At 47.3% G+C, this 12,335-nt stretch carries 11 protein-coding genes; 4 read left to right on the forward strand and 7 right to left on the reverse strand.

From position 1 onward, the window contains the following. Positions 1-32: 32 nt before the first annotated feature. On the reverse strand, positions 33-362 hold the full coding sequence (locus QT990_RS19145) for a helix-turn-helix transcriptional regulator (protein ID WP_333142960.1): 330 nt from the start codon (positions 360-362) through the stop codon (positions 33-35). Beyond that, positions 355-693, reverse strand: coding sequence for a type II toxin-antitoxin system RelE/ParE family toxin (locus QT990_RS19150; RefSeq protein WP_445305444.1), 339 nt, complete (start codon positions 691-693; stop codon positions 355-357). The genes QT990_RS19145 and QT990_RS19150 overlap by 8 nt, the downstream gene beginning before the upstream one ends. 147 nt (positions 694-840) lie before the next feature. Here QT990_RS19150 and QT990_RS19155 point away from each other — a divergent pair, with 147 nt between their 5' ends. Then, positions 841-1,950: an AI-2E family transporter gene (locus QT990_RS19155; protein WP_333142962.1), complete on the forward strand. Its 1,110-nt coding sequence runs from the start codon at positions 841-843 to the stop codon at positions 1,948-1,950. Positions 1,951-2,343: 393 nt separating this feature from the next. On the opposite strand, the gene QT990_RS19160 is transcribed toward QT990_RS19155, so the two are convergent. Then, positions 2,344-3,279 (reverse strand): OmpA family protein, encoded by a 936-nt coding sequence (locus QT990_RS19160; protein WP_333465637.1) that lies wholly within the window; start codon positions 3,277-3,279, stop codon positions 2,344-2,346. Between the two features lie 240 nt (positions 3,280-3,519). On the opposite strand from QT990_RS19160, the gene QT990_RS19165 reads away from it, so the two are divergent. From QT990_RS19165 to QT990_RS19175, 3 genes are all read left to right on the forward strand, one after another. After that, a complete protein-coding gene (locus QT990_RS19165) occupies positions 3,520-4,191 on the forward strand; it encodes a hypothetical protein (RefSeq protein ID WP_333108427.1) in 672 nt (223 codons plus the stop codon). A 44-nt stretch (positions 4,192-4,235) separates the two neighbouring features. Further along, on the forward strand, positions 4,236-6,275 hold the full coding sequence (locus QT990_RS19170; protein WP_333465638.1) for an abortive infection protein: 2,040 nt from the start codon (positions 4,236-4,238) through the stop codon (positions 6,273-6,275). A gap of 138 nt (positions 6,276-6,413) precedes the next feature. Further along, positions 6,414-6,554, forward strand: a complete 141-nt coding sequence (locus QT990_RS19175) for a hypothetical protein (protein ID WP_333465639.1) — start codon at positions 6,414-6,416, stop codon at positions 6,552-6,554. 24 nt (positions 6,555-6,578) lie between these two features. On the opposite strand, the gene QT990_RS19180 is transcribed toward QT990_RS19175, so the two are convergent. The 4 genes from QT990_RS19180 to QT990_RS19195 all read right to left on the reverse strand — a co-directional run bounded on the left by QT990_RS19180 (position 6,579) and on the right by QT990_RS19195 (position 11,830). Further along, positions 6,579-7,751 (reverse strand): DUF4335 domain-containing protein, encoded by a 1,173-nt coding sequence (locus QT990_RS19180; RefSeq protein WP_333307767.1) that lies wholly within the window; start codon positions 7,749-7,751, stop codon positions 6,579-6,581. Between the two features lie 3 nt (positions 7,752-7,754). Continuing rightward, positions 7,755-8,381, reverse strand: coding sequence for a DUF3038 domain-containing protein (locus tag QT990_RS19185; RefSeq protein ID WP_333142966.1), 627 nt, complete (start codon positions 8,379-8,381; stop codon positions 7,755-7,757). A 421-nt stretch (positions 8,382-8,802) separates the two neighbouring features. After that, a complete protein-coding gene (locus QT990_RS19190) occupies positions 8,803-9,465 on the reverse strand; it encodes a hypothetical protein (RefSeq protein ID WP_333142967.1) in 663 nt (220 codons plus the stop codon). Between the two features lie 160 nt (positions 9,466-9,625). Then, positions 9,626-11,830: a cation:proton antiporter domain-containing protein gene (locus QT990_RS19195; RefSeq protein WP_333307765.1), complete on the reverse strand. Its 2,205-nt coding sequence runs from the start codon at positions 11,828-11,830 to the stop codon at positions 9,626-9,628. Between the last annotated feature and the right edge of the window lie 505 nt (positions 11,831-12,335).

A 12,335-nucleotide genomic window follows, 5' to 3' on the forward strand; every position in this document is an offset into this window, starting at 1 on the left:
TTAATCTTTTAATTTTTTACTTGTTTGTTTACTTATGATGCTACGACAATGTGAGTTTTAGCTTGAACATTTGGTGGCGAGTGGGCAATCCTAATCTCTACGTTGCTGCCGAGTGCGTTGAGAAAACGAAATAGGCGTTCCGTAGAGAAATCTAATAATTTACCGCGCATCAATGCTGAGAGTGTAGGTTGATCGATTCCTAATAGCTTGGCTGCTTGGTTCTGGGTTAGTTGGCGTTCCGAAATTAATTCACTAATCTGATGAGCTAGTTCTGCCTTAATCAGTAATTCCTCTGGATTGGGTAGCCCTAAATCAGCAAAAACATTTCCACTACTGGAATGCACTTTTATTTCTTCAGTCATTTTGTTCCTCCAATTCTTGCTGTTCTAAATATTTTTTGTAGTGTTCTTTGGCACGCTTAAGCCGAGATTCAATCAAATCTATATCTTGCTTGGGGGTAGCAATTCCCTGCTTTGATTTTTTTTGAAAAGAATGAAGAACATAGACTATTCCTTCAAATTTTACGGTATATATCGCTCGGTAAGTGTCGCCATCAAAATTCTCAACAATTTCTAGAACGCCAGCACCTTTAAATCCTTTAAGCGGTTTAGCATCAGGATGCTTTTTACCCAGTTGAGCGCGGTACAAAGCAAAACCCATAATTTGCTGAACATCTTCAGGAAAGTCGCGCAAGTCGTCACGGGAACTGCCGATCCATTCAACGGGTTTTAATAGCGACTTGATAATCTTAATTATATTATTTATATCATATCGTTTATCATAAAATAGAGAGTGACACGATCGACAACAATATCATTACTCAATTTTGTCAGAATAATCATGTCAGAACAGCGGATTACCATTTCTTTACCTAACTTGCTGCTAATTGTAGCATCGTCCTTGCTGCTAGTGCTGCTGTGGCAATTGCGGAGCCTGCTAGTAATTCTGATGATATCAGTTGTGCTGGCTGCTTCGATCGTCCCGATCGTGAATTGGGCCCAAACGATGCGGGTTCCCCGCTGGCTGGCGGTGATTATGGTTTATTTAACTCTCATCGGCGGATTTAGCGGGACGGTAGTGTTAATCGGGCCCACGGTCATCGAACAAATAGAGTTACTGCTGCGGCAGTTACCAGTTTATGTCGAAAGTTTGCGAACTGTGGCAACTAATGTATTGAGTCGCTTGAGCGACGATGCCCCAACCTTGGTGGGTCTGGTGGACACTCAATCGCTGACTAATTGGCTGATTCGATCGAGTCAACAACTGGTTTTGCGATCGTACAGTTTAACGAGAGGCATTCTCGGCGGTTTCTTCAGCTTAGTTTTAGCATTATTTATTTCAGGTTACATGGTTGCGGACAGCGACACATTAATTAAAAGTTTGGTGCAGTTTTTCCCGAAACCTTGGGACGGAAGATTAGCCGCACAAGTGGCGCCAATTGGTCAAAGAATGGGGAGCTATATTCGCGGGCGAGTGTTAGTTTCGGGTATTTTAGGGATATTTATTACCACTGGTTTGAGCATTTTGGGAATGCCGGAATTTGCTTTAGGCTTGGGTGCGATCGCAGGTGTTACCAACTTGATTCCCTTCATCGGCCCAGTATTGGGAGCAGTACCAGCATTAATCGTAGCATTAGCTAAAGGTGGCTGGGTACTTTTGTGGGTATTACTGTTATTTGTAATCATCCAGAACTTGGAAACTTACGTCCTCGATCCTTTGCTGGTTGGTTCCTCAGTTGGTGTGCATCCTTTATATCAATTGCTGTCTGTCTTGGGAGGCGTTCAAGTATTAGGAATTATTGGAGCAGTCATTGTGCCGCCTTGGTTTGCGGGAGTAGCAGCTTTGATTGAGAACTTGTATTTAAAACCGAAACTTAGGAGTGAACATCGAGAGGCAATAGATCGGGCTAAAAATAATTCTGACTTGCCACCTCTTACACCTTCGGCGTGACAGCAGGGGAGAAAAGGAGAAGGGGAGTAGGGAATTGAAACATACAATTTATATCGTTTCTGTTGGCATCGGAATAATAATTTTCGGAGTTCAGCGCTTACGTGACCGATCGCGGGGACACTCGTACTTGGGTATAATTCCGTAGTTGCCAGGTTTGATCTTAAATTCACAACAGCAATTTTAACATCCCAGAAGCCGTTTGATATCAAATCCGTTGGCATAGGAATTATTCATCTCTCTCTTCTCTTCCTCTGCGTCCTCTGTGTCCTCTGCGGTTAAATCATTCCGGTTCAACCGGATGTGATATGACTCCAATTATTCGATCGCTACCATTGACACTTCAACAGTATCTACAAGTCTGCCGACTAATGACTGATGACTGATGACTAAAAACTAAGGATTAATTACCACTTCAATGCGGCGGTTGCGCTGCCGATTAGTATCCGAACTATTGTCTACCGAAGGGCGACTTTCCCCATAGCCGATCGCCACCCAATGATACTTCTGACCGAGTACACCCGACAAATACTGCACCACAGCCTGAGCCCGCGCAAACGACACATTGCGATTATCCGCCGCTTCCCCCGCGTCGTCAGTGTGGCCCGCAACCCGCACAGTTGCCCCCTCGTGATTGCCCAACTCCGCCACCAAATTGTCCAAAATCGCATTAGTACCCGCGCGCAAAGAAATGCTGCCAGTATCAAACAAAACATCGCTGGGCAGAGTCACCATCAGCCCATCCCCCCCAAACACCGGATTATTGGCATTCTGTGGGGCAGTATTCACCGTTTCAGGGTTCAGACTGGGGCTGCTGCCGATCGCGGGTAAAGCAGGAACAGGACTTGTCGCCGTTTCCGGCCCCGCCAATTCCCGCGACATCAACTGCAAACGCTTTTCCAAAGTTTCCGTCGGCCGGCTGCTGCCCAACTGACTCTCCAAAGCCGCCGTGCGGCCAATCAGCGCGTTGAGTTCGCCCTGCAACTGTCTCAAATCCGACTGCAATTTCTCTCTCTGGGCAGGACTGACTGTTGACTGGGGACTTGGTGTAGCGGTGGGTGGCGGAAGCGCCGGAATTGGCGTTGCTGGGGCGCGTTTCGGGCTGGAGGTCAAATTTTGAGTTACACGCAGCAATCTCTCTGCGATCGGCATTTCCGTCGCGCCTGACGGATAAATTTGAGCGATCGCCATCCCCAAAACCCACGCAAAACCGCTGCCCACCCCCAGCAGCAGCAGTCGAAAAATCAGCGACAGTAAAAGCAAACCTTTTCCCCGCGACTTGGAGACGCGAGTGGGGGGGATTGAAGGTTTTTGGTTAAAAGATCGCGTCATATTTCATCCCTCTCGGTGTACAGACCACATTAATTTCGATACTATCTTACCTATCCGATTGGAAATTTGAGATTTGAGATTTGAGATTTGGCCTCCAATCTAAAATCTAAAAAAGAAACCCGGTTTATATAAATCTGGGGTTTAGTGGCGAAGCATCGAGGCAGAAACCGGGTTTCTAGTCCGTTGCGTGCCAGCCTGAATCTGTTGGATAATTCAGTAAAACTTTTGGAAAAAAAACCGATGACTGACCCTTTAAATAGCCCTTATCCCGTTCCTTGGGAATGGATTAGTGCCACTCATGCTAAAGTGAGCTCCACTGCCGGCACAGGCCTCCGCTATTATCGCAGTCCATCCCTAGTATCAACTAACGGCCAATACGCAGCTTACAGTCGAATTGAGTTGCAAGTACAGCCGGAATTCTCCCGGTGTCGGGTTAGCAGCGTCATGTTTGTGGAAAATCTCAAAACCGGGGAACTGCAAACAGTGGCGGCTGCTTCGCCCCTGGCCGAAAGTGGGATGTATGCTAGCGATGATACAGATATGTCCGGGACGATCGCCATTTTAGTGCCTGTTTCTTGGAATCAAGACGGTTCCCGCATTCTCGCCCGCGAATTTGAAGCACTTTTCAACTCTTCGGATATGTCCGACTACGGTGTCATTTGGGACAAAAATGATAATTACACTTATACAGTTGCTCCCGCTCGCAGTCTTTACACTCATGCTGTATTGTTGGGTTGGAGTCAAGTTTGTCCCGGACAAGTTCTGTTCCGCGCAGGCAATTTGGGCGATCGATCTTGGCCTCTTTGTGCAGTGGATATGACAGGGCAAACCGTAGCAGTCACCGAGGACAAACCCCTAGTTTTCGGCAGTCAAGCCAGCACAGACTGGATCGAACCTAAAACTCGTTTTTAGATATTATGGCGGCATTTTCTTGGATATGGCCCACAATTTTTCTAGTGTCAGGTCAGTCTTTCAACCAATTCATTTTGACGCTGGCGCTGATAGTTATGGCTGTTATTTCCGGTCTAACAGCTTTTATTTTTATTCGGATTTTCATTAATTGGTTGCAAGCGAAATTGGAGGCAAACCGCCCTTTTTTTATACGCTCGTTTACCAGAAATACGGGCAATTCAACCGCTAATATTTCCGAACCAGAAAACTTGTTTTTAGAACCCCGATTCGTAGAAAGTGACGGGAATTTAACTGCTACTATTTTTGGAGGCAAAAGCGATATTTCAGCAGCGCTTCAGCCGGAGATAATTTGCGATAATTCAGCATCCGTTGCCTATCTATACAAGCCGATCGCTCTTTGGCACGGGCGCTTAATTTTGCCCTCACATGAACAGCGCCAGCCCTACGGTACCGTGTTTTTTGAAGTAATAAATGCACCCAAAAAATATAAAAACTTTATTGGCAAAACAGCATTTTTAAAATGGAGTACAAATCGCGAAGTACAGTTTTTTGTCCACGCAGTCAGTCAAGATATAAACTTTACACAAGAAACTAAAAAAAGTCAAAAATCTGGCAACATCCATCCAGATAGATTGAACGGTTGGCGAAATGTCGGCCCTTTAGAAACTCTAGCAGGCACCCGACTCGAAGACAGCGTGACTGTGATGCTGCGAAGACCGGTGATTGCGATTCATTATAGCAGCAGCGATCGCCAGGAACTCACGATCGATCGCGAACCAGTACAAATTATCGGACGTTTCTGCGCCTTAGTCACAATTTTACAGCGAAAAGAAGGCGACAGCGACAAATTCATTGTCCGGCATTTCAACAAAACATCTCAACAATTTGACGGCGCCGCCGAAATCATTCGGATTCCCCAAGTACAGCCAGACAAACATGGCGTAGCGAGGTCTACCAATCACCTGATCGAAAAATCGCCATTAAATCCAGACGGCTGGTACATTTACGGCGAAAGAGACGAAGACAGTATATTTGTAGTGGAGGCAATCGAACCCCGCAAAATTGCTCAATTAATCCCAGATGAAACACATTTCGGACTCAAAAAATCTCTCGATTATTTAAGCAGCAAAAATTGGGAAAATACACCAGCCCAAAAAGGGCAAGCAAAAAGAGTATTGTTAACCCCAAATGATGCTACAGAAAACGCTTCAATCTCTCCTTGGCAAGAAGGAGATATCGGGATAGTGATTCACAGTTTCGGGGGTATCGGCGGCAAAAAAGGCGAACGACCACCGCTGGGAATTGTCACCGGACATTTTGCTTTCGGAGTAGCAAAAGTAGTGCGCGATCGCTTTACCAGCGAACTGCGTTTTGACATAGAATACAAACAAGTTTACGCCCACAATCCTGACGGAATTGTCGCCGGTTCCAGCAAATGGCAAAGCTACATGGGAGACTTGCAGCGCGGCTGGTTGGGCGATCGCCCGGTTTGCGATATCATCTGTAAATTAGACTGCGTGTGTTGCGACTACGATTTTGACGGCATAACCTTGTCGCCTTTAACCGAATTAAACCAGCAACTAGATATCATGATGGCCCGCTACCGCAGCGGAGACGGCACCGGCGCAAGTTTAGTCACGCCAGCAACTTCTTGCGTCCAAGATTCAAGTCAGGCAATTTACGCGACAATTAAAAAAATCACTTCCGAAATAGAGTCAAATCCTCAGATTCAAGACTGGTTGAAAACACATCCCACCGACGCACAAACCCAAAGGTTTCACCAATTAGTAGCTTTAGGAGAGAGTTTAGAAAAAGTATTAATGCCCCTCGGCATTGTCCGTCCAGATTGGCGGAAAAATTCGAGATTAGCGGGGATTGATTCTGAACTAAAAAAAACCTTTTTTGCTGGTATAGCAACCCTGATAAAAGCTGCTATTAGTTACCGAACAATGCTGCCGAGGCGAACCCAAGATGAAATCGCCAAAGTTTTATTAAAACAAGGAGCTTTTTTGTGGATAATTCGCACAAATCAAGTCGGAGGATTTGACCCAGATATTGAGCCGATCGCACCAACAGGCCTTTGAATCAGCAATCGGTTTGTAGATGATTCGGCGATTTAAATCGCTACTAGAAAAACCAAGTCTGCCTCCCCAGACTAAGAGATTGATATCATGTCCGGTCAATTAGCCTGATTCCTGTAGGGGCGGGTTCACCAACAATATTTGCTAAAAACCGACAATCTCAAAAACCCGCCCCGGCAATTGTATTATGCGCGATCGATCGGACATGGTATGAGGCAGCATTTAAGCGGGATTTGGTATCAGTCAACAGTCAACAGTCAACCGTTAACAGTCAACACTTAACCGTTAACAGTCAACAATCAACCATTACCAAGGAGTGACTTGAACTTTACCACCCGGTGCCAAAACTACGCGGAAATCAGCCAGCGGTTCCGCAGGTGGCCTGGTGCCAACAGGTTTGTAAAGCAACTCCGACAAAGGCGTTTCGGATCGATCGACTGCTGCCGAATTTTCCGGCTTGTAACCGACAATCGCCCCGTCTTGGGCCGCACTCACCCGATAAACCAACTCCGCATCAACCGGAGGCTTATCCTTCACAACTCCGTCAATTTGCTGGGAAAGTTTGCCCCTCAACAGCTCAATTTGCCCTGGATCGGTAATTGGCACCGCGCCCACCTCTGGGCTTGCCAAACCTTCAGCAACAGGAGTGGGCGTGCTTTCCGGCGAAGTGCTCGACTGCGGTGTGGCCAACGGTGAAGCGTCCGGCTGCGGCGCGGGGCTCGGAGTCGGCGAAAGCGATTCAGCGTTTGGAGTTTGAGTCCCAGGCAGCAAACCGTCAGCAGGAGGCGTGGGATTGGGATTAGGCGAACCCGATCCACCCGGATTCGCCGTCCCCTGATTCTGGCCGGCTGGATTCGGCTGCCGCACCGGATCTCTCGGACGTTGGACTTCCGGCACCGGCACCAAGAAAAACGCCATCGCAGCCAAAGCCAAACTCGACACGCCCACGACAGCGGGCAAAGTCCGCTTCGCCAAAGGTTCGGCCGACTTGACGTAACGCTTGGAAATTGGGGTTAATTGCAGCGACAATTCCGGCAGCGTCTGCGTGTCGGCAAAAAACTGATCGATCGCCTCTACCAAGTCAAATAGCTGTACCGTCGTCAAATCTACTTTTGCCGACAGTTCTGTTTTTTGATCGATTTGGGTTGGGCTGCCTGTGGAGGCGGGTAGAACGGTCAATCGGTGCAAATTCCCGTCAATTCTGTGCAACTGCACCATACCCAAATTCGGGCCGTAGCGATCGGGATAATGCACTCCGCTCATAAATTCTTGAGCGTAGCTGCTGACGGCCCTCACCAAGCTTTCAAAAAAGTCTCGTCCCCCGCTTAGGGGCTCGCCGAGACCTGTCACATAGCATTCAGCGCTCATTAATATCGAAAGCACCGGCCTTATATCTAACTGGCTGGCTGCCGATCCATCGCTCAACCCTTCTAGAACCAGGGTGCAATTTGGCAGACTGTACTGACGCCTAATAGTCATTTTTTATTCAACTTCTCCATCAAACAGGCTAACCCAGAAGCGCTGCATTCCGGCTGTGCCTGTACAAAATAGCAGTTTGCTCAACAAGTTCAAAGCTAGTTCGTTGAGCTTGTCGTCGGAATCGTAAGCTGCAACTAGCGATCGCTTGGGGTTCATGCGCGATCGAAAGTGAGCTCGAAAGCGTTCTAAATACTCCGCCAGCGGCTGGTTCTGGTTGAGGGGGATATTTTTCGATCGCAACTGCTGGGAGTCTAGCAGCAACTGCCGAATTGTGGCGGTTAACTTACGCGCCATATTACAGGCGATCGCCACCAGCGCTTTTGCCTCCACAATGGTAAGGGAGCGGCGCTGGGTATAGCGTCTCAGCGGGTTAGTATTACGCATCAGCCAAAGGGCAACCCGATTTTTGATAATTGATCCCAATTCCAGGTCCTTTGACACAGCCAGCATTTCTTCCGCACCTCCGAGATACAAGGCTTCGATCGCCAGCAACATCAAGTCAATTTGCAATCTGGCTCGGCGGGGACATCCCCCATCGGAGGGCGACAAGTCTGGCAAACTGTCTAAAATTAACGGGTTTGACTGGGTAAGCGAAGTTTCTGACGGCATTAAGATCACGGCAACATCCATTCCAAACAAACTATACGGGCAGGGGGGGTCTTGAGCAAGACAAATTCTCAACCAAGAACTTCTCTGGGATACTTTATTTCGATCGTTGACTTTTATGTATATATATTCAATCTAGCAGCAACCGACCGTCGCGGGCGAGCTCCGGCGAGAGTTCGATCGCCCACTCTCCTACCCCCGCCGCCGCTTTGTGATTCCTTGCTTCGCGTGGGGTGAAGGGAAGAGTCAATCGATTTTAGATTTTAGATTTTAGATTTTAGATTGAAGCATTGACCCCACGGATGAATCCGGGGGGCAAGTTTCATCGGATACAGGTTTTTTATTTCTGGACGGATGAATCCGGCGGCTTGTATCCTGGATGCTTTCGGTCAGAAAGCGACAAAGAATTACCCATTTCCCCTTTCTTATTCTCTATTGGGATCAATCAATGTTCCTGCTTCTGGCGTTGCACCGCCGCTTCTCTTTGAGCCGTAAAATCAGTAGCCGCCGCCTTATCAGTTAGACTAATTTTTCCCTTGAGGGTTTCTTGCTCCACAATTCCGCGCATTTTAACAGAACTGTTTTGACCGGTTGCTGTGGAGTCGCTGCAACCCGCTAAATTAGGAACCGCACCCGACAAGTTCAATCCTTGAGTTTCCCACTTACCAAATAGAGAAGGTTTCTCCTCGCCTGTTTTTTCCCTGCCCTCCCTGCTGCCCGATCGCAAATTACCGCTCAAATAAACCCCCGATTGCTCGATTGTCAATTCCAAAACATCAGAATTCAGACATTCGGGCAAATTTTTAGGATCGAAGCGATAAGTTCCCGCAATTGCCGGGGCCGCCTTTAAATTTGTTTCGCCGTAAGCAGTTACTACTTTAAACAGCAGTGCAACTGAGCCGATCGCAATCCCGTAAAATGCCAGTGATTTGAGGCTTAAATGATTCATCATCTTGGTAATTAATAATTGGGCATTGGGCATTGGGCATTGGGCATTGGGCATTGGGCATTGGGCATTGGGGATTGGGCATTGGGGATTGGGCATTGGGCATTGGGCATTGGGCATTGGGCATTGGGCATTGGGCATTGGGCATTGGGCATTGGGCATTGATACTAACTCACAAATAACCAATAACCAATAACCAATAACTAATAACAACAGTCAACAGTCAACAGTCAACAGTCAACAGTCAACTGCCAACAGTCAACAGTCAACAGTCAACAGTCAACAGTCAACAGTCAACAGTCAACAGTCAACAGTCAACTGACTACCTTTGAGGAAGTACCGATGCCAAGTGCGATCGCACTTTAACGTAGCACCGCGCAATCAGTAGCGAAGAATGACACTGCACAGCCAATTCATCAGTATACTGTCCCAAAGTTTGGCGCTCAATTCCCCACTCCCGACTCGTACCCGCAATAGTTAAATCAGCATTAGCAGAAGCCGCCACCACTGCTTGAATTGGCTCAGCAGCCTCCACAATCGGAGTTTCAATTCGCGATCGCACCTCAACCGGTAACTGATCCATCACTCGCTGAAACTCGTAACTCAGATTGTTTTCAGCTTCCCCGCCAACCGCCACCCGCAGCACCGTCAAACGGCGTTCCTCGCTATTAACTAACAGTCTCAGCGCCAATTCTAACCCCAAATCATCGTGAATGTTTGCCGCGTAAGGTACTAACAAGTTATTCAACCTTTCTCGGCCTCTGTCAACAAAAATTGCTACATCCACCTTAGCGTTGCTGAGAATTTGGCCGACACGTCCTCCCAAACGGTTGCTGCTAAAAGTTGGCCTGTGCCATCCTACTAAAATCAAATCCGCGCGATCTATTTCCGCAATTTGTGCCGTTTCCCTGGCTACATCATTAGTAACCCGAATGATGGGATGTACGAATTTTCTCGCATCGGACACTTGCAAACTATCAATCAATTCTGATAATTTCGAGCGGCGCTCTTGAATAATGCGATCGGCTTCCGCAGGCGTACTTTCAAAGGCATAGTCATCATTTAATTCTATCAAACTCAGAGGATGAACCGCCGCCGACTGTAAATCCTCACCACCCATGCCAGCAGCCGGCTGCGCCAGCGCTACCGCTAGTCGCAGTAAACCTTTCTGCGTGCTGGGATTGGCAACCGGTACTAAAATTCGATAAGTTGGCAGCAATTTATTAGCAGTTTCTTCGCTGCTGTCAGCCATTTGTAAATCCTCTAATTCTGAATCCTCAGAGTTAACTTCTGAAATATCTAACCGAATTAACCGTTTTGGATAAGTCCACTCCAACAGAGGCGAAGTCATAAAAGTTGTCACTAAAGCCATGATGACTAACATCGTAAATAGCAGCGGCGAAACTACCCCCAAGGAAAGACCGATATTCAGCACAATTAGTTCAGTCAAACCGCGAGTATTCATCAGCCATCCCAGCGCTGAAGCTTCGCGGTTGCTGATGCCACAGACTCTGGCCGCAACGTAAGTGCCGACGTACTTGCCGATAATTGCCACTCCCAAAACTGCGGCGCACAGCAGCCACAATTCGGGACTGTTGAGCAAGCCGATTTGAGTCCGCAAGCCACTGTAAGCAAAAAATATTGGCAGCAGAAATATTAGTACAAAGTCTTCGGTTTTTTCTGCTAATTCTCTGGTTAATCCCGCATTTTTGGGCATGGCTGCACCCAGCAAAAATGCACCGAAAATTAAATGAATGCCGATCAATTCAGTAATTAAGGCAGAAGCTACAACTCCCATGTAAATTCCTGACAGCACTAACTGTGTTAATCTGCCAGTGCGGTTGTACTGTTTGGAAAGTCGCTGCAAGAACCAGCGGACTACAGTCAGCATGAAACCGATGTAAATTAAAGACTCAATAATTGTCGGCAAAGCACCGAGCATCGAATTAGTACGAGTAACTGCGATCGCCACCGCTAACAAACACCACGCCGTCACGTCGTCTACCGCAGCGCAAGTCAGGGCCAGCGTCCCCAATTTTGTATTCTGCAAGTTGTGTTCTGTAATAATTCTTGCCAGCACCGGAAAGGCAGTAATTGACATCGCAGCGCCCAAAAACAAAGCAAAGGCGGTAAACGAAACGCTATTATTTGAAACGATGGGATACAGCAGCAGTGCGAGCAAGCTTCCCAGGGAAAACGGCACTAGAATGCTGACGTGGGAAGTTAAAATCGCTATATCTAAATTGCTTTTGAGGTACTTGGGATTCAGTTCCAAACCAATCAAGAACATGAAAAATATCAGCCCCACCTCAGACAACACGTTGAGGAAGGGAACGGCTTCGGCTGGAAAAAGTGTTGTTGCTAAATCAGGTGCAACTAAGCCAAATAGAGAAGGCCCAAGCATAATTCCTGCTACAATTTCTCCAATGACTTGAGGTTGTTTGATCGCTCGAAATCCTAAACCTACAAGTCTCGAAAGTGCGATGACAATTAGAACTTCAAGCAGAACGAGAATGGGTATGGGCATGGCGTTTTTAGCTTTGGGATTTTTGCGGATGGAGAGGGCAGGGTACTAAAGCTGACTGAATTGCCGATCGAAAAAAATGGATACCAGCTCGATCGAAGGTAGAAGGCACCAGAGGCGCACCAACAAGGCCATTCTCTCACAAGCGAACAAAGGCTTTGGCAACATCCCACCAGGATTTTTCGTTTTTTACAAGCGCTTGCAAGTAACTTTAACCGCAGCCGGCGCACCCCGGACTCTATCTCACCTCCGGTTGCCCACCGCCCATTTAAACTCACATCTTGCACCATTCTCAATTACTTGTTTAGGAACAGGCTTTTCGGCCTGTTCCACAAGAAAACTCATTCTTTGTGGAACGGGGCGAAGAGCCCGTTCTTGATAATGGTGCAACATCTGAGTTTAAACCTAGTGATATAAAATTGTCAGAAAAAGTAGCGCGCGCTGTGATAAACTAGAAAAGTTGTTTAAATTCGCACATCCGGGTTTTCGGGTGTTTCTAGGGCGCAAA

The sequence above is a fragment of the Microcoleus sp. T3_B1 genome (genome assembly GCF_036700445.1).
In the GTDB taxonomy this organism is placed as follows: Bacteria; Cyanobacteriota; Cyanobacteriia; order Cyanobacteriales; family Microcoleaceae; genus Microcoleus.

Excerpts from the sequence above, each read along its gene's own strand:
- QT990_RS19180 (WP_333307767.1), bottom strand. The coding sequence starts at position 7,751 with ATGACTATTAGGCGTCAGTACAGTCTGCCAAATTGCACCCTGGTTCTA.
- QT990_RS19165 (WP_333108427.1), top strand. The coding sequence starts at position 3,520 with ATGACTGACCCTTTAAATAGCCCTTATCCCGTTCCTTGGGAATGGATT.
- QT990_RS19155 (WP_333142962.1), top strand. The coding sequence starts at position 841 with ATGTCAGAACAGCGGATTACCATTTCTTTACCTAACTTGCTGCTAATT.
- QT990_RS19185 (WP_333142966.1), bottom strand. The coding sequence starts at position 8,381 with ATGGATGTTGCCGTGATCTTAATGCCGTCAGAAACTTCGCTTACCCAG.
- QT990_RS19190 (WP_333142967.1), bottom strand. The coding sequence starts at position 9,465 with ATGCCCAATGCCCAATGCCCAATGCCCAATGCCCAATGCCCAATGCCC.
- QT990_RS19145 (WP_333142960.1), bottom strand. The coding sequence starts at position 362 with ATGACTGAAGAAATAAAAGTGCATTCCAGTAGTGGAAATGTTTTTGCT.
- QT990_RS19160 (WP_333465637.1), bottom strand. The coding sequence starts at position 3,279 with ATGACGCGATCTTTTAACCAAAAACCTTCAATCCCCCCCACTCGCGTC.
- QT990_RS19195 (WP_333307765.1), bottom strand. The coding sequence starts at position 11,830 with ATGCCCATACCCATTCTCGTTCTGCTTGAAGTTCTAATTGTCATCGCA.